Origin of the sequence: Variovorax davisae (assembly GCF_030316845.1) — a bacterium.
In the GTDB taxonomy this organism is placed as follows: domain Bacteria; phylum Pseudomonadota; class Gammaproteobacteria; order Burkholderiales; family Burkholderiaceae_C; genus Variovorax; species Variovorax davisae.
The window spans coordinates 316,490-337,022 of sequence record NZ_JASZYS010000002.1 but is presented as its reverse complement, the minus strand read 5'-3'; the positions used below and the strand labels follow the sequence as shown (position 1 = coordinate 337,022).

General features: G+C 68.7%; 27 protein-coding genes. 3 read left to right on the top strand and 24 right to left on the bottom strand.

Annotated elements, in window-relative coordinates; translation table 11 throughout:
- Positions 1-103: 103 nt before the first annotated feature.
- Positions 104-1,267, top strand: coding sequence for a S1C family serine protease (locus tag QTI33_RS05860; protein WP_286504848.1), 1,164 nt, complete (start codon positions 104-106; stop codon positions 1,265-1,267).
- A 162-nt stretch (positions 1,268-1,429) separates the two neighbouring features.
- Here the strand turns inward: QTI33_RS05860 and tatC are convergent, their stop codons facing one another.
- The 9 genes from tatC to QTI33_RS05815 form a co-directional block, all read right to left on the bottom strand.
- Positions 1,430-2,227, bottom strand: a complete 798-nt coding sequence (tatC, locus tag QTI33_RS05855; protein ID WP_286504847.1) for a twin-arginine translocase subunit TatC — start codon at positions 2,225-2,227, stop codon at positions 1,430-1,432.
- A 62-nt stretch (positions 2,228-2,289) separates the two neighbouring features.
- Entirely contained in the window at positions 2,290-2,748 is a 459-nt protein-coding gene (gene tatB / locus QTI33_RS05850; RefSeq protein WP_286504846.1) for a Sec-independent protein translocase protein TatB, read from the bottom strand.
- A 13-nt stretch (positions 2,749-2,761) separates the two neighbouring features.
- Positions 2,762-3,007 (bottom strand): Sec-independent protein translocase subunit TatA, encoded by a 246-nt coding sequence (gene tatA, locus QTI33_RS05845; protein ID WP_286504845.1) that lies wholly within the window; start codon positions 3,005-3,007, stop codon positions 2,762-2,764.
- Positions 3,008-3,072: 65 nt separating this feature from the next.
- The gene (locus QTI33_RS05840) at positions 3,073-3,432 is read right to left on the bottom strand and encodes a histidine triad nucleotide-binding protein (protein WP_286504844.1); all 360 of its coding nucleotides are present in this window, start codon (positions 3,430-3,432) and stop codon (positions 3,073-3,075) included.
- On the bottom strand, positions 3,422-3,811 hold the full coding sequence (locus tag QTI33_RS05835) for a DUF4870 family protein (RefSeq protein ID WP_286504843.1): 390 nt from the start codon (positions 3,809-3,811) through the stop codon (positions 3,422-3,424). Before QTI33_RS05835 ends, QTI33_RS05840 begins: the two co-directional genes overlap by 11 nt.
- 14 nt (positions 3,812-3,825) lie before the next feature.
- Positions 3,826-4,209, bottom strand: coding sequence for a phosphoribosyl-ATP diphosphatase (locus QTI33_RS05830; protein ID WP_286504842.1), 384 nt, complete (start codon positions 4,207-4,209; stop codon positions 3,826-3,828).
- Positions 4,206-4,607, bottom strand: a complete 402-nt coding sequence (gene hisI, locus QTI33_RS05825) for a phosphoribosyl-AMP cyclohydrolase (protein WP_286504841.1) — start codon at positions 4,605-4,607, stop codon at positions 4,206-4,208. Before hisI ends, QTI33_RS05830 begins: the two co-directional genes overlap by 4 nt.
- 14 nt (positions 4,608-4,621) lie before the next feature.
- Positions 4,622-5,401: an imidazole glycerol phosphate synthase subunit HisF gene (gene hisF / locus QTI33_RS05820; protein WP_286504840.1), complete on the bottom strand. Its 780-nt coding sequence runs from the start codon at positions 5,399-5,401 to the stop codon at positions 4,622-4,624.
- A 23-nt stretch (positions 5,402-5,424) separates the two neighbouring features.
- The gene (locus tag QTI33_RS05815) at positions 5,425-6,264 is read right to left on the bottom strand and encodes a D-hexose-6-phosphate mutarotase (protein ID WP_286504839.1); all 840 of its coding nucleotides are present in this window, start codon (positions 6,262-6,264) and stop codon (positions 5,425-5,427) included.
- A gap of 89 nt (positions 6,265-6,353) precedes the next feature.
- Between QTI33_RS05815 and QTI33_RS05810 the strand changes: the two genes are divergently transcribed.
- Both QTI33_RS05810 and QTI33_RS05805 read left to right on the top strand, forming a co-directional pair.
- Entirely contained in the window at positions 6,354-7,661 is a 1,308-nt protein-coding gene (locus QTI33_RS05810) for a dicarboxylate/amino acid:cation symporter (RefSeq protein ID WP_286504838.1), read from the top strand.
- 9 nt (positions 7,662-7,670) lie between these two features.
- A complete protein-coding gene (locus tag QTI33_RS05805) occupies positions 7,671-8,609 on the top strand; it encodes an amino acid ABC transporter substrate-binding protein (RefSeq protein WP_286504837.1) in 939 nt (312 codons plus the stop codon).
- A 1-nt stretch (position 8,610) separates the two neighbouring features.
- Here the strand turns inward: QTI33_RS05805 and hisA are convergent, their stop codons facing one another.
- The 15 genes from hisA to QTI33_RS05730 form a co-directional block, all read right to left on the bottom strand.
- Positions 8,611-9,351, bottom strand: a complete 741-nt coding sequence (gene hisA, locus QTI33_RS05800) for a 1-(5-phosphoribosyl)-5-[(5-phosphoribosylamino)methylideneamino]imidazole-4-carboxamide isomerase (RefSeq protein ID WP_286504836.1) — start codon at positions 9,349-9,351, stop codon at positions 8,611-8,613.
- A 101-nt stretch (positions 9,352-9,452) separates the two neighbouring features.
- The gene (hisH, locus tag QTI33_RS05795) at positions 9,453-10,109 is read right to left on the bottom strand and encodes an imidazole glycerol phosphate synthase subunit HisH (protein WP_286504835.1); all 657 of its coding nucleotides are present in this window, start codon (positions 10,107-10,109) and stop codon (positions 9,453-9,455) included.
- A gap of 2 nt (positions 10,110-10,111) precedes the next feature.
- Entirely contained in the window at positions 10,112-10,741 is a 630-nt protein-coding gene (gene hisB / locus QTI33_RS05790) for an imidazoleglycerol-phosphate dehydratase HisB (RefSeq protein ID WP_286504834.1), read from the bottom strand.
- Positions 10,738-11,829: a histidinol-phosphate transaminase gene (hisC, locus tag QTI33_RS05785; protein ID WP_286504833.1), complete on the bottom strand. Its 1,092-nt coding sequence runs from the start codon at positions 11,827-11,829 to the stop codon at positions 10,738-10,740. The genes hisB and hisC overlap by 4 nt, the downstream gene beginning before the upstream one ends.
- A gap of 17 nt (positions 11,830-11,846) precedes the next feature.
- Positions 11,847-12,236 (bottom strand): hypothetical protein, encoded by a 390-nt coding sequence (locus QTI33_RS05780; RefSeq protein WP_286504832.1) that lies wholly within the window; start codon positions 12,234-12,236, stop codon positions 11,847-11,849.
- A complete protein-coding gene (locus tag QTI33_RS05775) occupies positions 12,203-12,754 on the bottom strand; it encodes a WcaF family extracellular polysaccharide biosynthesis acetyltransferase (protein ID WP_286504831.1) in 552 nt (183 codons plus the stop codon). The genes QTI33_RS05780 and QTI33_RS05775 overlap by 34 nt, the downstream gene beginning before the upstream one ends.
- Positions 12,751-13,797, bottom strand: coding sequence for a glycosyltransferase (locus QTI33_RS05770; RefSeq protein WP_286504830.1), 1,047 nt, complete (start codon positions 13,795-13,797; stop codon positions 12,751-12,753). Before QTI33_RS05770 ends, QTI33_RS05775 begins: the two co-directional genes overlap by 4 nt.
- Before the next feature lie 19 nt (positions 13,798-13,816).
- On the bottom strand, positions 13,817-15,139 hold the full coding sequence (gene hisD / locus QTI33_RS05765) for a histidinol dehydrogenase (protein WP_286504829.1): 1,323 nt from the start codon (positions 15,137-15,139) through the stop codon (positions 13,817-13,819).
- Complete coding sequence (hisG, locus tag QTI33_RS05760) at positions 15,136-15,774, bottom strand: ATP phosphoribosyltransferase (RefSeq protein WP_286504828.1); 639 nt, start codon at positions 15,772-15,774, stop codon at positions 15,136-15,138. The genes hisD and hisG overlap by 4 nt, the downstream gene beginning before the upstream one ends.
- Positions 15,771-17,057 (bottom strand): UDP-N-acetylglucosamine 1-carboxyvinyltransferase, encoded by a 1,287-nt coding sequence (murA, locus tag QTI33_RS05755; protein WP_286504827.1) that lies wholly within the window; start codon positions 17,055-17,057, stop codon positions 15,771-15,773. Before murA ends, hisG begins: the two co-directional genes overlap by 4 nt.
- Before the next feature lie 18 nt (positions 17,058-17,075).
- Entirely contained in the window at positions 17,076-17,318 is a 243-nt protein-coding gene (locus tag QTI33_RS05750; protein WP_286504826.1) for a BolA family protein, read from the bottom strand.
- A gap of 147 nt (positions 17,319-17,465) precedes the next feature.
- Entirely contained in the window at positions 17,466-18,230 is a 765-nt protein-coding gene (locus QTI33_RS05745) for an ABC transporter permease (protein ID WP_286505134.1), read from the bottom strand.
- On the bottom strand, positions 18,230-19,177 hold the full coding sequence (locus QTI33_RS05740; RefSeq protein WP_286504825.1) for an ABC transporter ATP-binding protein: 948 nt from the start codon (positions 19,175-19,177) through the stop codon (positions 18,230-18,232). The genes QTI33_RS05745 and QTI33_RS05740 overlap by 1 nt, the downstream gene beginning before the upstream one ends.
- Before the next feature lie 296 nt (positions 19,178-19,473).
- Entirely contained in the window at positions 19,474-19,746 is a 273-nt protein-coding gene (locus QTI33_RS05735) for an STAS domain-containing protein (RefSeq protein ID WP_286504824.1), read from the bottom strand.
- Between the two features lie 6 nt (positions 19,747-19,752).
- Positions 19,753-20,406: an MlaC/ttg2D family ABC transporter substrate-binding protein gene (locus tag QTI33_RS05730; protein ID WP_286504823.1), complete on the bottom strand. Its 654-nt coding sequence runs from the start codon at positions 20,404-20,406 to the stop codon at positions 19,753-19,755.
- Between the last annotated feature and the right edge of the window lie 127 nt (positions 20,407-20,533).

Here is a 20,533-nt window from a genome sequence, read left to right as displayed (position 1 = left end):
AGGGTTTTCCCCAATTCCTTCCGAGCGACCGGGCCAGCGGCGGCGGGCCACCGAAGCGCAGAAACCTTTGGGGGACAATCGGCGCTTTGCTCCCCGCTTTTTCATGAAACGCACCTGGCTGCTGTTTGCCCAAGCCGTGACCGTCCTGCTGGCGGCCTATTTCGTCGTCGCCACGCTCAAGCCCGAATGGCTGAACCGGCGCACCGGTCCGTTCAACGGCCTGGTCTCGGTGGTCGAAGCCCCCGCTGCGCCGGCCGGGGGCATCGCCGCCGGCAGCCTGAGCGCCGCGGCCAAGAAGGCTTCGCCGGCCGTGGTCAGCATCAACACCAGCAAGGCGGCCCAGCGCTCGCCGCGCAGCAACGACCCCTGGTTCCGCTTCTTCTTCGGTAACCAGGGCGACCAGCCGCAGATCGGGCTCGGCAGCGGCGTGATCGTCAGCGCCGACGGCTACATCCTGACCAACAACCACGTGGTCGAGGGCGCGGACGAGATCGACGTCACGCTCAACGACAGCCGGCATGCGCGCGGCAAGGTGATCGGCACCGACCCCGACACCGACCTGGCGGTGCTCAAGATCGAGCTCGACAAGCTGCCCGTGATCGTGCTGGGCAATTCCGAGGCGCTGCAGGTGGGCGACCAGGTGCTGGCCATCGGCAACCCGTTCGGCGTCGGCCAGACCGTGACCAGCGGCATCGTCTCGGCGCTCGGGCGCAACCAGCTCGGCATCAACACCTTCGAGAACTTCATCCAGACCGATGCCGCCATCAACCCGGGCAATTCGGGCGGCGCGCTGATCGACGTCAACGGCAACCTCGAAGGCATCAACACCGCGATCTACTCCCGCTCGGGCGGCAGCATGGGCATCGGCTTCGCGATCCCGGTCTCGACCGCCAAGCAGGTGCTGGAGGACATCGTCAAGGCCGGCAAGGTCACGCGCGGCTGGATCGGCGTCGAGCCCAACGACTTGTCGCCCGAACTGGCCGAGACCTTCGGCGTCAAGGCCAGCAGCGGCGTGATCATCACCGGCGTGCTGCAGAACGGCCCGGCCGCCAAGGCGGGCGTGCGTCCCGGCGACGTGATCACGGGCGTGGCCGAGAAGAACGTGGGCAACACGCAGGAGCTGCTGAGCGCGGTGGCCGGCCTCAAGCCGGGCACGGCGACGCGCTTCGCGCTTCAGCGCGGCAGCGACAAGCTGGAACTGGACGTGACGCCGGGCCTGCGCCCCAAGTCGCCGGTGCGCCGGCTGCCGAGCAGCGACGCCGACTGAGCCCGCAGGCCGGCCCTGCCGGCACCGCGCTTGGTGTGCCACGCGCGCGACCCATGAAACCGGCGCGGCCCAATGCCGGGGATACCGCGGAACCGGCTTTGCCGGGCCGCTGGTATCGCCCCCTTCAAGGGGGGAGGCGCCGCAGGCGCTTCGGGGGGTGTTTCAGGACTGGGCCGAGTCGGCCCTTTCCTCTGGCGGCTTGCTGTACCGGGTGAAGTAGCGGGCGCCGATGATGCCGACCTCATACAGCAGGCACATCGGGATCGCCAGCGCGAGCTGCGAGACCACGTCGGGGGGCGTCAGCACCGCGGCGACCACGAAGGCCAGCACGATGAAATAGCCGCGGAACGAGCGCAGCTTCTCGATCGTGACGAGTTCGAAGCGCACCAGCAGCATCACCACGATCGGCACCTGGAAGGCGACCCCGAAGGCGATGTAGAGCGACAGGATCGCCTCCACGTAGGACGAGATGTCGGGCGTCGCGTTGACCGAGGGCGGCGTGAACTTCTGGATGAAGCCGAACATCTTGTCCAGCACGAAGAACTGCACGAAGGCGATGCCGCCGTAGGCCAGCAGGCTGCCGAAGAAGATCAGCGGCAGCGCGAACTTCTTCTCGTGGCTGTAGAGGCCGGGCGCCACGAACATCCAGGTCTGGTACATGAGCCAGGGCAGCGCCAGCAGCACGGACGTCATCGCCAGCACCTTGAGCGGCACGAAGAACGGCGAGAAGACGCCGATGGCGATCAGCTTGGCATCCGGCGGCATGTGGGCGCGGATCGGCACCGCGATCATGTCGATCAGCCCGGCCGGACCGGGCCAGATGGCCAGCAGCACACCGGCCACGACCAGGCCGTAGACGCAATAGAGCAGGCGATCCCGCAGCTCCATCAGGTGCTGGACGAAAGGCTGCTCGGTGCCGGCCAGTTCGTCTTCTTTGTTCTTGTCTGTGGGATCGGCCATGTGGGGACGCTGCGCTCAGAGGTCGGCGCACGCTGCGCGCCGCCCTTCGCTTGCTTTGGCGCCTAATTGATTTTGTGAGGGCGGTAGCGGGCGACGCGCGCCGCGCCCGAGAGCGCCTTGGTGCGCACGCCGTTGCGCGCCTTGTACCACTGCGGCGTGGCGCCCTGCTTCAGGCGCCAGTTCTTGCGTGGGTGCTTGTACTCGGGATAGACGGGCGTGGTGTCCGACAGCGCCGACAAGGTCTGGCCGCTTTCGGAGAACTGCTTCTCGAAGTCGCTGGCGCCAGACTGGATGCTCTGCTCGACGTCGCGCGCAGCCTCCTGCACGGTGTCTTTCATCTTGCGCAGTTCGTCGAGGTCCATCGACCGGTTGACTTCGGCCTTGACGTCGTTGACGTAGCGCTGCGCCTTGCCGAGCAGGGTGCCGACGGTGCGCGCCACGCGCGGCAGCTTCTCAGGCCCGATGACGATCAGCGCCACGGCGCCGATCAGGGCCAGCTTCGAGATGCCGAGATCGATCACGGAACGGTCTGGCTCAGGACTTCTGACGCGCTTCGACGTCGATCGTCGTCTTGTCGGCGGTGCTGTTGCCGCTCACCTGGGCGGTCGGGCCGGTGGTGGCGGCCGGGGCGTCGCTGCTCGCGCCGTCCTTCATGCCGTCCTTGAAGCCCTTGACGGCGCCACCCAGGTCGGAACCCATGTTGCGCAGCTTTTTGGTGCCGAAGATCATCACGACGACGAGCAGCACGATCAGCCAGTGCCAGATGGAAAGTGAACCCATGGATTACTCCTGAAGAATGTGTCGCATTTTAGTCGGGGCCGAATGACCGGCCGAAAGGATGGCTTTCAGCCGCGCAGCCAGGGCCGCGGACCGCCCATGACGTGCACATGGAGATGGTGCACCTCCTGGCCGCCCTCGGCGCCGGTATTGACCACGATGCGGAATCCGCCCTCGGGATACGGCCGGCAGCCCTGCTCGATCGCCAGCTTGGGCGCCAGGGTCATGATCCGGCCCAGCAGCGCCGCGTCGTCGGCCGTGACCTGCGCCATCGACGGGATGTGGCGCTTGGGGACGATCATGAAATGCACCGGCGCCCAGGGCGCGATGTCGTGGAAGACGAACAGTTCGTCGTCCTCGTACACCTTGCGCGAGGGGATCTTGCCGTCGATGATTTTGCAGAAGATGCAGTTCGGGTCAGATGACATGGCTGGTATCCATGGGGCGGCCCGCGTTCATGCGCACCATCCCCTTGATGATGCGATAGAGGAACCAAAGCGAAATCAGGGCCCAGGCGATCCAGCCCGGTACCAGGAAGAGCAGCCAGAGCCACGAGGTCAGGACGTACAGCACGCCGGCCCACAGCACCGAGCGGATGCGCCAGCTGAAGTGCGACGCCTGCCAGGTGCCGGCGGCGTCATCGCGCTTGACCAGGTCGATCACCAGCGCGATCACCAGCAGGCCGATCGAGGCCTGGGCGCCGGGCAGCACGGCGCCGATCGCCACCGCCAGGTGCAGGATGTAGCTGACCCAGCCCCAGGTCTTGAGCGAATCGTCGGGCTCGACGGTCACGATGTCGTTGGGCATGGCGTGCGCTCCTTTCAGTCGTTGGAAGCTTCGCGGTCCTGCGCCTTGCGCAGGGCCTTTTCCTCGATGCCGCTGGTGCCCTCGCGGCGCTCCAGTTCGGCCACCACGTCGGCCGGCGAGAAGCCGTAGTGCGCCAGCGCCACCATGCTGTGGAACCACAGGTCGGCCACTTCGTTCACCAGTTTGGCGCGGTCGCCGCCGTGGTCGGCATCCTTGGCCGCCATCACGACCTCGGTCGCCTCCTCGCCGATCTTCTTCAGGAAGGCGTCGGGGCCGCGGTGCAGCAGGCGCGCAACGTAGCTCTTGTCGGGGTCGCCGCCGCGCGCCGGCAGCCGGCTTTCGATCACGGCGGCCAGGCGCGCCAGGGCGTCTTCGGCGTTGCGGGGTTCGGTGCTCATCTGGGGGACGATGTGTAGATCGAGGCCGGGTCTTTCAAGACCGGCTCGGTCGCGACCCACTGGCCGTTCTCGTACTTGCTGAAGAAGCAGCTGTGGCGGCCGGTGTGGCAGGCGATGCCGGGCTCGTGGCCCTGCTGCGTGACCTTGAGCAGCACCACGTCGTTGTCGCAGTCGATCCGGATCTCGTGCACGGTCTGGACGTGGCCCGACTCTTCGCCCTTGAACCAGAGCTTCTGGCGCGAGCGGCTGAAGTACACGGCGCGGCCGAGCTCCGCCGTCCGGGCCAGCGCCTCGCGGTCCATCCAGGCGAACATCAGCACGTCGTTGCTGCCCTGTTCCTGCGCGATCACCGGCACCAGGCCGTTCGCGTCCCATTTCACTTCGTCGAGCCAGTTCATCGGGCTATTGTCGGTCACAGACGCACCGGGATGCCGCGCGCGGCCATCTGCCGCTTCGCTTCGCCGACGGTGAACTCGCCATAGTGGAAGATGCTCGCCGCCAGCACGGCATCGGCGCCGCCGGTCTGGATGCCGTCGGCCAGGTGCTCGAGGCTGCCGACACCGCCGGAGGCGATCACCGGCACGCTGACGGCATCGCTCACGGCCCGCGTGAGTTCGAGGTCGAAGCCGATCTTGGTGCCGTCGCGGTCCATGCTGGTCAGCAGGATCTCGCCGGCGCCGCGGCGCGCCATGTCGACCGCCCACTGCACCGCATCGAGGCCGGTGTTCTTGCGCCCGCCGTGGCTGTAGACGTCCCAGCCCGGGCCGCACCGGGCGGCATCCTCGGGCGTGCGCCGCTTGGCGTCGATCGCCACCACGATGCACTGGGCGCCGTATTTCTGCGAAGCGTCCTCGATCACCCGCGGATCGGCGATCGCGGCCGAATTGAAGCTGGTCTTGTCGGCTCCGGCATTGAGCAGTCGGCGGACGTCCGCCACCGTGCGAACGCCGCCGCCGACGGTCAGCGGAATGAAGACCTGGGAGGCCACCGCCTCGATGATCGGCAGGATCAGGTCGCGGCCGTCGCTGGTGGCGGTGATGTCGAGGAAGGTCAGTTCGTCGGCGCCCTGCGCGTTGTAGCGGGCCGCGATCTCGACCGGGTCGCCGGCGTCGCGCAGTTCGACGAAGTTGACGCCCTTGACGACGCGGCCGCCGGTGACGTCGAGGCAGGGAATGATGCGTTTGGCAAGCATGGTGTGGTTCGAGCGAAAGAGGTTCAGGCGACCCTGAGCTGTTGCCAGCCCTGCCATTGGGCGCCGGGCGCCAGCAGCACGGGTTCGTCGATGCGGGCGGCCTCGACGCAGAGCATGTGGCGCCAGCCGTCGTCGGGCAGGTCGTCGAGCTTGGCGGCGAGCAGCGGGCCCGGGTTCCAGACCACGGTCTCGGTGCAGCTCGCGCTTTGCGAGATCTCGAGTGTGCCCGAAGGCTGGACCAGCCGCAGCGGCCGGGCGGGCGCGGCGTAGACGCTGTCGAATTCGCTGCCGAAGGCCAGCGCCGGTGCCATCTCGACATGGCGGTCGTCGCGCACCGCATCCCAGCGGTTGGCGCCCTGCAGGCCCTCGAGCCGGGCCTCGGTGGCTTCGTCGACCCGCAGGTAGCTGTGCAGCGCGGCCGCGAAGGACCACGGCTCGCCGCCCATGTTGTCGATCGCCAGGGCGACGCGCAGCGAACGCGCGCCCAGCGTGACGGCCAGCCGGGCCCGGAACGCGTGCGGCCAGAGCGCCTGGGTGGCGGCGCCGTCGCGCAGGGCCAGCACGACGGTGTCGGGCTGGCCGTCGGCCTGCGGCTCGGCCGTCCAGGGCAGGTTGCGGGCAAAGCCGTGCTTGGGCAGCGGGCCGCGCTGGTTGAACTGCGGCCAGCAGACCGGGATGCCGCCGCGGATCGGGCTCTGGCCGTCGAAGCGGGCCTCGGGGCTCAGATAGAGCCGTTCGACGCCATCGGCCGTGGTCCACGACAACACATGAGCGCCGTGCAGCGCTACAGTGCAACTGTCGCCGCCGGGCAGCGCCAGCCGCACGGCCGGCTGGCCACGAAAGACGAGGGCTTGGAGGGTCATGGCCCGATTCTAGGTTTGGCCGGCGCTTGCGGTGGGGCACCGGCGACACGGATTCCGCTTCAGAACAACTCGCAACGAGGAGCGCCTCCATGAGAAGGAAACTGCCGCCGGCCGCCTGGATCCTGATCGCGATGCTGATCGGGATCGCCATTGGCTACATGGTGTTCGCCAACTTCCCGAACAAGAAGACCGCCGCCGAGATCGCGGGCTACATCTCGATCATGTCGGACGTCTTCCTGCGCCTGATCAAGATGCTGATCGGGCCGCTGGTGTTCTCCACCCTGGTCGTCGGCATCGCCCACATGGGCGACGCGGCCGCGGTCGGGCGGGTGTTCGGCAAGGCGCTGGGCTGGTTCATCACCGCCTCGCTGGTCTCGCTGCTGCTGGGCCTGCTGATGGCCAACCTGCTGCAGCCGGGCCACGACCTCGGGCTGCCCCTGCCCGAGATCGGGTCGTCCGCCAACCTCGCCACCTCCAAGTTCACGCTCAAGGATTTCGTCGGCCACGTGGTGCCGAAGTCCTTCGTCGAGGCCATGGCCAACAACGAGATCCTGCAGATCGTCGTGTTCTCGATGTTCTTCGGCGTCGCGCTGGCCTCGCTCGGCGAGAAGGCCCGCACGCTGGTCAACGCGATCGAGGAGCTCTCCCACGCCATGCTCAAGATCACCGGCTACGTGATGAAGCTGGCGCCGCTGGCGGTCATGGCCGCCATGGCGGCCACGGTCGCGGTCAACGGCCTGGGCATCCTGCTCAAGTTCGCGGTCTTCATGGGCGGCTTCTACCTGAGCCTGTTCATCCTGTGGGGGCTGCTGGCCCTGGCCGGGTTCTTCTTCCTCGGGCCGCGCATCGTGACGCTGCTCAAGCTGATCCGGGAGCCCTTCCTGCTCTCGTTCGCCACCGCCAGCTCGGAGGCGGCGTACCCCAAGATCCTGATCGCGCTCGACCGCTTCGGCGTCAAGCGCAAGATCTCCAGCTTCGTGATGCCGATGGGCTATTCGTTCAATCTCGACGGCTCGATGATGTACTGCACCTTCGCCGTGCTGTTCATCGCCCAGGCCTACGACATCCCGCTGTCCCTCGGCACCCAGCTCACGATGCTGCTGATCCTGATGCTCACTTCGAAGGGCATGGCCGGCGTGCCGCGCGCCTCGCTGGTCGTGATCGCCGCGACCCTGAACCAGTTCAACATCCCCGAGGCCGGGCTGCTGCTGATCCTCGGCGTCGACACCTTCCTGGACATGGGCCGGTCGGCCACCAACGCGGTGGGCAATTCGATCGCCACGGCGGTGGTCGCCAAATGGGAGGGCGAACTGCTCTCCGAAAGCGACGCCGCGGCCAACGCGCGGGCGATGGACGTCGAAAGCGCCGCCACCCTCGCCCATCCGGCGCATGCCTGAGGCCCCGAAATGAGCGCCGTCCGGGCCCTGGCGACCACCGCCGCGCTGCTGGCCGCACTGCTGGGCGCGGCGCCGGCGGCGTTCGCCCAGTCCGATCCGACGCCGGCGACGCCGGCCGCGCTCAGCGGCACGCTGGCCAAGGCACGGGCGGCGGGCGCGGTCGTGATCGGCTACCGCGAATCCTCGGTGCCGTTTTCTTTCCTGTCGCCGCGCAAGGAGCCGATCGGCTACTCGATCGAGCTGTGCAAGGCGGTGGTCGAGGCGATGGGCGATGCGGTGCACAAGACGCTGGAGATCCGGTGGCTGCCGGTGACGGCCGAGACCCGCATCGATGCCGTGGCGAGCGGCCAGGTCGACCTCGAATGCGGCTCGACCACCAGCAACCTCGAGCGCCAGAAGCGGGTCGCCTTCTCGCCGACGCTGTTCGTCTCGGGCACCCGGCTGCTGGTCAGGAAGGGTTCGCCGATCCAGTCCTTCCGCGACCTCGCCGGCAAGCCGGTCGCCGTGACCGCCGGGACCACCAACGAGAAGACCATGCGCGACCTGTCAGCGCGCTTCAAGCTGGGCCTGGAGCTGGTCGTTTCGCGCGACCACGCCGAATCGTTCGCGCTCGTGAAGTCCGGCAAGGTGGAAGCCTTCGCGACCGACGAGGTGCTGCTGTACGGCCTGATCGCGCAGGACCGGGGCGGCGCCCAGGGCTCGACCGACTACCAGGTGGTCGGCGACTTCCTGTCCTACGACCCCTACGGCGTGATGTACCGCAAGGGCGATCCGGAGATGGCGAAGGTGGTCAACGACACCTTCCAGGTGCTGGCCGAGGACGGGGAGATCGAGCGCCAGTACAAGCGCTGGTTCCTGCGCAAGCTGCCCACCGGCACCAGCCTCGACCTGCCGATGAGCCCGCAGCTGGAGACGATTCTCCAGGCGATGGCCATCAAGGCGGAATAGCCTAGACCGCGAGTTCGTCCGCGCGGGCCTGGGCGGCGGCGAAGTCCAGGTCGCCCGAATAGATGGCGCGGCCGCAGATGACGCCTTCGATGCCGTCCGCCTCGACCGCGCACAGCCGGTCGATGTCGGCCATGTTCGAGAGGCCGCCGGAGGCGATCACTGGGATCGTCAGTGCCTGGGCCAGCCGCACGGTGGCGTCGATGTTGATGCCCGACAGCATGCCGTCGCGGCCGATGTCGGTGTAGATGATCGACTCGACGCCGTAGTCCTCGAACTTCTTGCCGAGGTCGGCGACTTCGTGGCCGGTCAGCTTGCTCCATCCGTCGGTGGCGACCTTGCCGTCCTTGGCGTCCAGGCCGACGATGATGTGGCCGCCGAAGGCGCTGCAGGCGTCCTTCAGGAAGCCCGGGTTCTTGACCGCGGCGGTGCCGATGATGACGTAGCGCAGGCCGTCGTCGATGTAGCGCTCGATGGTGTCGAGGTCGCGGATGCCGCCGCCCAGCTGCACCGGGATGTCGTCGCCGACCGCCTTCAGGATCGCCTTGATCGCGGCATGGTTCTGCGGCTTGCCGGCAAAGGCGCCGTTCAGGTCGACCAGGTGGAGGCGGCGGGCACCGGCTTCGAGCCACTTGCGCGCCATCGCGGCCGGGTCTTCGCTGAAAGTGGTGGACTGGTCCATATCGCCTTGCTTGAGGCGAACGCAGTGGCCATCCTTGAGGTCGATCGCAGGAATGAGGAGCATGGTGGTGCGGGATTGCGGACGGGGAAAAGCGCGATGGTACTCAGAACCCGACGGGCCCGGCGGGCACAGGCCCGGGCCGAACGGTGGAGGCGTTCAATGCGTCAGGGGTTCCAGTGGAGGAAGTTTCGGTAGAGCTGCAACCCGTGGTCCGCACTCTTCTCCGGGTGGAACTGGGTCGCGAAAATATTATCGCGTGCCACGGCAGCGGTAAAGCGATCGCCGTAGTCGGCCTCGCCGGCGCTGTGCGCAGGATCGGCCGGCCGGGCGTAGAAGCTGTGGACGAAATAGAAATAGCTCTGGTCGGGCACCCCGGCCCAGACCGGGTGCGGCCGGGTCTGGAAAACCTGGTTCCAGCCCATCTGCGGCACCTTGAAGCGGCTGCCGTCCGGCTGCAGCCGGCCTTCGAGTTCGAACTTCCGGACCTGGCCCGGGATCAGGCCCAGGCCGTCGGTCGGGCCTTCGTCGCTGTGCGACAACAGCATCTGCATGCCGACGCAGACGCCGAACAGCGGCTTGCTGGCAGCGGCCTCGAGCACCGAGTCGAGCAGGCCGGAGTCGGCCAGCTCGCGCATGCAGTCGGGCATCGCGCCCTGCCCCGGCAGCACCACGCGCGTGGCCCGGCGCACCACGTCGGGGTCGGACGTGACGAACACCTCCACCCCGACCTGGTCGGCGGCGTGCTGCACGGCCTGCGACACCGAGCGCAGGTTGCCCATGCCGTAGTCGACCACGGCCACGGTGTTGTTGGCGGTGGACACGGTCAGAGCGAGCCCTTGGTCGAGGGGATGACGCCCGCGGAGCGCGGATCGAGTTCGAGCGCCGCCCGCAGCGCCCGCGCGAAGGCCTTGAACACGGTCTCGCACTGGTGATGCGCGTTGACGCCCTTGAGGTTGTCGATGTGCAGGGTCACGAAGGCGTGGTTGACGAAGCCCTGGAAGAACTCGTAGGTCAATTGGCTGTCGAAGGTGCCGATCATGCCGCTGGTGAAGGGCACGTCCATCACCAGGCCGGGGCGGCCGGAGAAATCGATCACCACGCGGCTCAGCGCCTCGTCGAGCGGCACGTAGGCATGCCCGTAGCGCCGGATGCCTTTCTTGTCGCCGACCGCCTTGGCCACCGCCTGGCCCAGCGTGATGCCGACATCCTCGACCGTGTGGTGGCCGTCGATGTGGAGGTCGCCCTGGCAGTCGATGTCGAGGTCGATCAGGCCATGGCGGGCGATCTGGTCGAGCATATGGTCGAAAAAGCCGATGCCGGTCGACAGCTTGGCGCGGCCGGTGCCGTCGAGGTCGACCTTGACCGTGATCTTGGTTTCGGCCGTGTTGCGCGTGACGGACGCCGCGCGCGCGCCGGTGGCAATGACGGCTTCGGGTGCCAGTGGGGTGTTCATAGTGAGGCTTCGAGGGCCGCGAGCATCTGCGCGTTCTCGTCGGCGGTTCCGACCGTCAGGCGCAGGCAGTTGGCGAGCAATGGGTGCATTTTAGAAACGTTCTTGACCAGCACGCCGCGAGCCTTCATGCCCTCGAAGGTCTTTGCCGCGTCGGGCACCCGGATCAGGATCATGTTGGCCTCGCTCGGCCAGCTTCGGACCGCCGGCAGGCGGGCCAGCCGCGCCACCACCACGGCGCGCTGGCTGCGGATCTCCGCCGCCTGGGCGGCGAAGACATCGGCGTGCTCGAGGGCGAAGAGGGCGCACTCGCAGTTCAGCACGCTGATGTTGTAGGGCGGGCGCACCTTGTCGATCTCGGCCACCAGCGCCGCCGGGCCCATCAGATAGCCCAGGCGGGCGCCGGCCAGGCCGAACTTGCTCAGCGTGCGCATCAGCAGCACGTGGCCGTGGCGGGCCACGCGGTCGATGTAGCTGCGGCCGGCGAACGGCTGGTAGGCCTCGTCGATGACCACCAGCCCGCCCTGGGCGGCCTGGGCCTGGACGATCTTCTCGATCACGGCGTCGTCCCAGAGGTTGGCGGTCGGGTTGTTCGGGTAGGCCAGGAAGACGATGGCCGGCTTCTCGCGGGCGATGGCCTCGAGCATGGCGTCCTGGTCGAGTTCGAAGTCGGCGGTGAGCGGCACGCCGACGAAGCGCAGGCCCTGCAGCTGGGCGCTCATGGCGTACATCACGAAGCCCGGCACCGGCGCCAGGACCGTGGCACCCGGCAGGTCGCAGGCGATCGCCAGCAGGGAGATCAGCTCGTCCGAGCCGTTGCCCAGCATCAGCGCGAAGCCCTCCGGCATGCCGGCGTGCGCCGCCAGCGCGCGCTGCAGGTCGGCGCCGCGCTCGCCCGGGTAGCGGTTCAGCGCCAGCGCGCCGAGCCGCTCGCCGAGGGCGGCCTGCAGCGCGGGCGCCAGGCCATGCGGATTTTCCATCGCGTCGAGCTTCAGCAGGCCGCGGGCGTCCTGCACGGCATAGGCATGCATGGACTGCACGTCGGCACGGATGCGGCCCAGGGCGCGGCGGGTATCTTCGGGGGCGGTCATTCGCAGTTCGTTCGGATTCAAGGGTTGCAGCGATAGCTGTTGCGCAGCGCCGCCGAGAGCACCAGCTGCACCGGCATGTCGGCCTCGTAGCTGTCGGCGTTGCGCGCCAGTTCGGATTGATAGAGGGAGCGCGCCATCACGGGCTCGAGCCGGCGGCCGTTGATGCAGAACAACGGCTTCTGGCCGGCGCGCTGCTCGGCCTCGTTGGCCTCGCGCAGGCCTTCCATGACGCCCACCAGGTAGTAGTTGGCGTAGGCCTTGCCGTCCTTCTCGTTGGCCTCGAGCGTGCGCAGTTCGCGGATCGACATCGCCGGGGCGAGCGCCGGCAGCACCAGCAGCAGCGCGCCGGCCGCGGCCGCGCGCCGGCCGCGGCCTAATCGTGCCGGCGCGGCTTGATGAATACGCATGGATTGCCTGCAGAAACCGACCAGGCTTCGAGATCGCGGGTCACGACCGAGCGTGCCCCCACCACGGCCCCGTCGCCGATGCTGACGCCCGGTCCGATGAAGCTCTGGGCGGCGATCCAGACCCGGTCGCCGACCTGGATGTCGTCCCAGATCAGCGGAAAGTTGGGAACGTTGTAGTCGTGGGAGCCGGTGCACAGCCAGACGCCCTGCGAGACGCAGGTGTTCGAGCCGATGCGGACTTCACCGAAGTTGTAGATGTCCACGCCCTCGGCGATCGCCGTGTAGTCGCCGATGTGCAGGTTCCAGGGCATCAGCACCTTCACGCCGGGACACACCAGCACGGCCTGGCCCACCCGGGCGCCGAAGAGGCGCAGCAGGCGCACGCGCAGCGGCGACAGCGCGCGCGGGCCCAGGCGGCCCAGCAGGGTCCAGACGACCATCCAGATCACCCGGCGCAGCTTGTGGCCCAGGCTCCACGGGTGCCGGCTGTTCTGGAGGTCCATCGCGTCCTGCTTCATGCGGCCCCCATCCGTGCAATGGCCCGGGTCACGGCCTCCATCGAGCGGTGCGCCCGGTGGGCCTGGACGGCCTCGGCCCGGGCCGGCTGGCGCGCCATCTCGACCGCCCGCTGCACGCAGTCGAGCAGTTCGGCGCGGTCCTGGTAGCAGACACCGGCCGGCAGCGGCAGGCCCACCTGGTCGCGCAGCGCGGGCAGGTCGGGCGCCACCACCAGGCAGCCCAGCCCGACCGCCTCCGCCAGCACGCCGGAGATCCGGTAGCTGTAGGCCGACTCGTCATAGGGCAGCACCACCACGTCGCAGGACTCGAGCGCGCGCAGGTAGTCGGCGCGCTGGGCGGTGTTCACGACGCTCGCACGGTCTTTCCAGCGCGCCAGGAAATCGGCGTCGGCGGTGCCGACCAGCAGTTCGATCGGCGGCGTGAAGCGGCCCTCGGCGCTGGCGCCGGCAATGGCCTCGAGCGCCCAGCGCGGCGACTTCTCGGCCCGGAAGCTGCCGATGAAGCCGACCACCATCTTCCGCCCGACCGGGTCGCGCACCGGCGCGCTGCGGGTGAGTTCCGGGATCGGCGTCGGCATGGCGATGATGCGCGACGGGTCCGGATGCGCCGCGACCGGGCGCCAGGTGTCGATCGTCTCATAGACGACGAAGCGAAAGCCGGCCGCATAGAGGATGCGCAGCATCAGCCGATGCACCGGATGCCGTGCCGCCTGGCCGACGTTGTGGTGGCACAGGAACCACAGCGAGCGCCGGCGCAGCCAGAGGGCCGGCGCGACCAGGAACAGCGGGACCGTCAGGAATTCGCGGATGAACAGCGTCCGCCCGCCCGCCGTCCAGGCCCTGGGAACCAGCCTCAGATGCCCGAAGAGCTTGCCCAGCAGGCCGCTGGCACGGGGCGGCAGCGGCGCGACATCGACCAGCACCGGATGCATGGGCACGCGCACCAGCTGCACGGTGCCGACGCGCCGGCAGGCCGGCCCGAGCATGCCGAGCGCACCGTGCGGGTCCCGGTAGCGCCGGAGGTAGCTGACGAAACTGCTCATGGCCGCAGGCTAACCGAAATCAGCGCTGGCGCAGCCGCATCTCGGCCGCCCGGGCGTGCGCCTGCAGGCCCTCGCCATGGGCGAGCACCGAGGCCACCTGTCCGAGCGCCTGGGCGCCCTCCTCGCTGACCTCGATCAGGCTCGAGCGTTTCTGGAAATCGTAGACCCCGAGCGGCGAGCTGAAGCGCGCCGTGCCGCTGGTCGGCAGCACGTGATTCGGGCCGGCGCAGTAGTCGCCCAGGCTTTCGCTGGTGTAGGCGCCGAGGAAGATCGCGCCGGCGTGCCTGAGCAACGGCTCCCAGCGCTGCGGCGCCTGGCTGCTGACCTCGAGGTGTTCGGGTGCGATGCGGTTGCTGATCTCGCAGGCCTCTTCCATGCTGCGCGTATGGATCAGCGCGCCGCGGCCGTTGAGCGAGGCGGCGATGATCGCGGCCCGTGGCATCGAGGGCAGCAGCCGGTCGATCTCCTGCTGCACCCGCTCGATGTAGCCGGCGTCGGGGCTGAGCAGGATGCTCTGCGCCAGCTCGTCGTGCTCGGCCTGGCTGAACAGGTCCATCGCCACCCAGTCGGCCGGCGTGCTGCCGTCGGCCAGCACCAGGATCTCGCTCGGGCCGGCGATCATGTCGATGCCGACCGTGCCGAACACGCGCCGCTTGGCGGCCGCCACGTAGGCATTGCCGGGCCCGGTGATCTTGTCGACCGCCGGAATCGTGGCCGTGCCATAGGCCAGCGCCGCCACCGCCTGGGCGCCGCCGATGGTGAAGGCGCGCGTGACGCCGGCCACGTGGGCGGCGGCCAGCACCAGGGGATTGCGCTCGCCGCCCGGCGTCGGCACCACCATGATGATCTCGCCGACGCCGGCCACGTGCGCCGGAATGGCGTTCATGAGCACGCTGGACGGATAGGCGGCCTTGCCGCCCGGCACGTAGATGCCGACCCGGTCCAGCGGCGTGACCTTCTGGCCGAGCAGCGTGCCGTCGGCATCGCGATAGCTCCAGCTCTCGCCGCTCGCCTTCTTCTGGGCCTCGTGGTAGCTGCGGACCCGGCGCGCCGCGGCCTCGAGGGCGCTCTTCTGGTCCGCCGGCAGCGCCTTGAAGGCGGCCCGCAGCTCGGCCGCCGTGAGTTCGAGCGCCTGCAGGCCGTCGACGTCGAGCCGGTCGAAGCGCCGCGTGTAGTCGAGCACCGCCTGGTCGCCCCGCTGTCGCACGTCGGCCAGGATGTCGGCCACCACCTGCTCGATGGCCGCGTCCGCTTCGGCCGACCAATGCAGGCGCGCCTTGAATTCGGCCTCGAAGGTGGCCGATGCGGTGGACAGGCGGGCGGGAGCGGCTTTCAGGTTCATGTCGGGAGGGCCGATGCGAAGGCATCGACGATGCGGCGGATCGCCTCTTGCTTGAGCTTGAGCGCGGCCTGGTTGACCACCAGGCGGGCGCTGATGTCCATGATGCGTTCGACCTCGACCAGCTGGTTGGCCTTGAGCGTGTTGCCGGTCGACACCAGGTCGACGATGGCATCGGCCAGCCCCGTGAGCGGCGCCAGCTCCATGCTGCCGTAGAGCTTGATCAGGTCGACGTGCACGCCCTTGCTGGCGAAGAACTCGCGCGCCAGGCCGACGTACTTGGTCGCCACCTTGAGCCGCGAGCCTTGCCGCACGGCCGAGGCGTAGTCGTAGTCGGCCCGCACCGCCACGCTCAGGCGGCAGGCCGCGATGCGCAGGTCGAGCGGCTGGTAGAGGCCCTGGTTGCCGTGCTCGAGCAGCACGTCGAGCCCGGTCACGCCGAGGTCGGCGCCGCCGTACTGCACGTAGGTCGGCACGTCGGAGGCGCGCACCAGCACCACCCGCACGTCGGGCCGGGTGGTGGCGAGGATCAGCTTGCGCGATTTCTCGGGGTCTTCCGTGACCTCGATGCCGGCCGCGGCCAGCAGCGGCAGGGTTTCCTCGAAGATGCGGCCCTTCGACAGCGCCAGCGTGATCACGGCTGCACCTCGGCCGGCCCCGCCACGCGCTCGATGTCGGCGCCGAGGCCGCGCAGCTTGCCTTCCATCCGGTCGTAGCCGCGATCCAGGTGGTAGATGCGGTCGACCAGCGTCTCGCCCTCGGCCACCAGGCCGGCGATCACGAGGCTGGCCGAGGCCCGCAGGTCGGTCGCCATCACGGTGGCGCCGGACAGCTGCGCCACGCCCTCGATCACCGCCACCTTGCCGTCGGTCTGGATCTTGGCGCCCAGGCGCAGCATCTCGTCGACGTGCATGAAGCGGTTCTCGAAGATCGTCTCGGTCACGGTCGAGGTGCCTTCGGCGATCGCGTTGAGGGCCATGAACTGGGCCTGCATGTCGGTCGGGAAGCCCGGGTATTCGGTGGTGCGGAAGCTCTGGGCCTTGAGCCGGCCCTCGCTCTGCACCCGGATGCCGCCCTCGACCGCCGCCACCTGGGCGCCGGCTTCGCGCAGCTTCTCGATCACGGCGTCGAGATGGTCGGCGCGGCCATGCCTCAGGAACGCCTCGCCGCCGGCCGCGGCCACGGCGCACAGGAAGGTGCCGGCCTCGATGCGGTCGGCCACCACCTGGTGGGTGCAGCCTTCGAGCCGCTCGACGCCCTGGATGCGGATGCGGCTGGTGCCGTGGCCCTCGATCTTGGCGCCCATGGCGATCAGCATCTCGGCCAGGTCGGCGATCTCGGGCTCCTGGGCGGCGTTCTCGAGCACGGTCTCGCCCTCGGCCAGCGCCGCGGCCATCATGAAGTTCTCGGTGCCGGTGACGGTCACCATGTCGGTCGTGATGCGGGCGCCGTGCAGGCGCGTGCGGCCACCGCCGATGCGCGCCACCATGTAGCCGTGCTCGACCACGATCTCGGCCCCCATCGCCTGCAGGCCCTTGATGTGCTGGTCGACCGGGCGCGAGCCGATCGCGCAGCCGCCCGGCAGCGAGACCTTGGCCCGGCCGAAGCGCGCCAGCAGCGGGCCGAGCGCGAGCACCGAGGCCCGCATCGTCTTGACCAGCTCGTAGGGCGCCTCGGGCACCTCCAGCGAACGGGCGTCGATGCGCACCGTGCCGTTGTCGTCGCGCTCCGCGCGCACGCCCATGTTGTGGACCAGCTTGAGCATGGTCGCGACGTCCTTCAGGCGCGGCACGTTGTGCAGCGTGACGGGGCGGTCGGTCAGCAGGGCCGCGCAGAGTTCGGGCAGCGCCGCGTTCTTGGCGCCGGAAATGAGTACCTCGCCGCGAAGCTTGCGCCCGCCGCGAATCAGAAGTTTGTCCATGAGGAATCCAGCGGAGGTCTAGCGAGACTGGCCGGCCCATTCGGCCGGCGTGAAGGTTTTCATCGAGAGCGCGTGCACTTCGTCGGTGTGCATTTTCGCACCCAGGGTGGCATAGACCCGCTGATGCCGCTGGATGGGGCGCTTGCCCTCGAACTCGGGCGAGACGATGGTGGCGTACCAGTGCCGGCCGTCGCCCTCGAGCGTGATGTGGTCGCAGGCCAGGCCGGCCTGGATGATCGATTGGAGTTCTTCGGCAGTCATGTCAGTTTCCAGCGTGTGATCGCGTGACCCGCGACGCATGAATCCGGCCCGGCGCAAGGCCAGGGATACCGCGGAACCGGCTTTGCCGGGCCGCTGGTATCGCCCCCTGAAGGGGGAGGCGCCGCAGGCGCTTCGGGGGTGTTTCATTCATCCGCGGATCTTGTAGCCGATGCGCAGCAGGTGGACGGCGATCGCGCTGACCACCAGCCAAGCACTTCCCACGATCGCCAGGCTCAGCCAGGGCGATGCATCGCTGATGCCGAAGAAGCCGTAGCGAAAGCCGTCGATCATGTAGAAGAAGGGGTTCAGGTGGCTCACCGTCTGCCAGAACGGCGGCAGCGAGCCGATCGAATAGAACACGCCGGACAGGAAGGTCATCGGCATGATCAGGAAGTTCTGGAACACCGCCATCTGGTCGAACTTCTCGGCCCAGAGCCCGGCGATCAGCCCCAGCGTGCCCAGGATGGCGGCGCCCAAGAAGGCGAACACCAGGATCCACAACGGCGCCACGAAGCCCGGCATCGCGAAGAAGGCCGTGACGATGAACACGCCCAGGCCCACCGCCAGCCCGCGCACGACCGACGAGCCCACGTAGGCGAGGAACCAGCCCCAGTGCGACAGCGGCGTCAGCAGCACGAACACCAGGCTGCCCATGATCTTGCTCTGGATGATCGACGACGAGCTGTTGGCGAAGGCGTTCTGCAGCACGCTCATCATCACCAGGCCGGGGACCAGGAAGGCGGTGTAGCTCACCGTGCCGAAGACCTTGACGTGGTCTTCGAGCACATGGCCGAAGACCGCCAGGTAGAGCACCGCCGTCAGCACCGGGGCGCCGACGGTCTGGAAGCCGACCTTCCAGAAGCGCAGCGTCTCCTTGTAGAGGAGCGCGCGCCAGCCCAAGGCGTTGATCATCATCGCGCGACCTCCAGCGGCGTCTGCTCGCCTGCCATCAGGTCGATGAAGACGTCCTCGAGGTCGGCCTTGCGCATCTCGACGTCCTCGACGTCGAGCCCGGCTTCGCGGATCGCCGCCAGCAGCTGCTCGACTTCATGGGCGTTCTGCGCCGGCAGCTGCACGATGCGGCCCGTGATGCGGGCGTTCTGGGCGATCGCCCAGGGCAGCATGCCGTCGGTCTTGAAGCGCAGCACGTTGCTGGCGGCCGAGCGCAGCAGCTCGCTGGTGCGGTCGAGCGCGATCACGCGGCCCTGCTTGAGCATCGCGATCCGATGGCACAGCGCCTCGGCCTCTTCGAGATAGTGGGTGGTCAGCAGCACCGTGCTGCCCTGCTTGTTGAGCTTGGCGACGAACTGCCACAGCGTCTGGCGCAGCTCGACGTCGACGCCGGCCGTGGGCTCGTCCAGCACGATCACCGGCGGCTTGTGCACCAGCGCCTGGGCGACCAGCACGCGCCGCTTCATGCCGCCCGAGAGCTGGCGCATGTTGGCGCCCGCCTTGTCGGCCAGCCCGAGGCTCTGCAGCAGTTCGTCGATCCAGGCGTCGTTGTTCTTGATGCCGAAATAGCCCGACTGGATCCGCAGCGCCTCGCGGACGTTGAAGAACGGGTCGAAGACCAGCTCCTGCGGCACCACGCCGAGCTGGCGGCGGGCCTGGGCATAGTCCTGCTGGACGTCGAAGCCGTGGACCGCGATGGCGCCGCTGGTCGGGCGCGACAGCCCGGCCAGCATGCTGATGAGGGTGGTCTTGCCGGCGCCGTTCGGCCCCAGCAGACCGAAGAACTCGCCCTCTTCGATCTGGAAGCTCACGTCATCGACGGCGCGGAGCCCGGGCTTGCCCTGGCTTCGTTGCTGGCGTGAGGGGGGATAGGTCTTGGAGACCGACTGGAAGGAGATCGCGGGCATGAGAGCCCGCTATTTTAAGCTCGCCCCCAGGTTGGCTCACTTCGTGTAGCCGCCCACCCCCTACCGGGGGCGCAGTCAGCGGCCCGGCAAAGCCGGTTCCGCCACTGCCCACGAACAGGCGTGCGCTGCGCGCCGCCGCGGAACAGGAACACGCACCGGGCCTCTTCGGCCGGCCCGCGGAGCCAGGCCCGTTGGTGAAACACCGCGGAACCGGCTTTGCCGGGCCGCTGGTGTTGCCCCCGGCAGGGGGTGGGCGCCCGGACACGAAGTGCCGGGCAACCTGGGGGCGAGCCCAATCAGGGCGCGGCGGGCAAAAGGCCTGCGATTCCGTACAGGGCGGCAAGCTCGCGCAGGCGGGCCGGCAACCCCTTGACCGCAAAGCCGCGCCCGAGCGCGCTGGACTCGCGCCGGCACTCCAGCAGCACCGCCAGCGCCGAGGAGTCGAAGTGGACCAGCGCGCTGGCGTCGACCACCGTGGCCGAGCCGGCCTGCCCGGCCAGGCCGCGCTGGAGCATGTAGGCGCAGGCCGGTGCCTCGTCGTGCGTCAACTTGGGTGGCAGCACCAGCATGGCCGATCAGCCCTTGCCGTTGTTCTTGTTGCGCGCCTCAAGGGCGGCGATCAGGCCGTCGATGCCCTTGGCGTTGATCTGCTGCGCGAACTGGGTGCGGTAGGTATCCACCAGCCACACGCCCAGGACGTTGATGTTGTAGATCTTCCAGCCGCCGGCCTCGCCCGGGGTCTTCTCGAGCCGGTAGTCGAGCTGGACCGGATCGCCGCTGCCCTTGACCTCGGTGCGCACCAGCACCTCCTTGTCGTCGGGCGAGCCGCGGAACGGGCGCACGAAGACGGTCTGGTCGCTGACCTGGTCGAGGGCGCCCGCGTAGGTGCGCACCAGCAGGGTCTTGAAGGCGTCCTCGAGCCGCTTCTGCTGCTCCGGCGTGGCCTGGCGCCAGGCCGGACCGACGGCCGAGGCCGTCATGCGCAGGAAGTTCACGTTCGGCATGATCTTGGTGTCGACCAGCTGCATGATCTTGGCGACATCGCCCGCCTTGATCGACTTGTCGGCCTTGATGGTGTCCAGCACGTCGGAAGACAGCCGCTTCACCAGCGCATCGGGCGCCTCGTCCGCGGCCAGGGCCGGGCGCACGAACCCGGCGGCGGCACCCGCCAGCAGCAGGCCGCCCAGCGCCCATCGTCCCAGGGTGCGGCGTTGAAGAATCTGGTTCATCGAATCAATCCCTTGTCATTCAAAAATGAGGCGTTCGCCCGACCGAGTTCGAGTCCACCCCACCCGGAGGGTTCCACATCGTGCGCCCGGGCCTGCAACCGAATGCAATGGCCCCGGCCGCGCAACG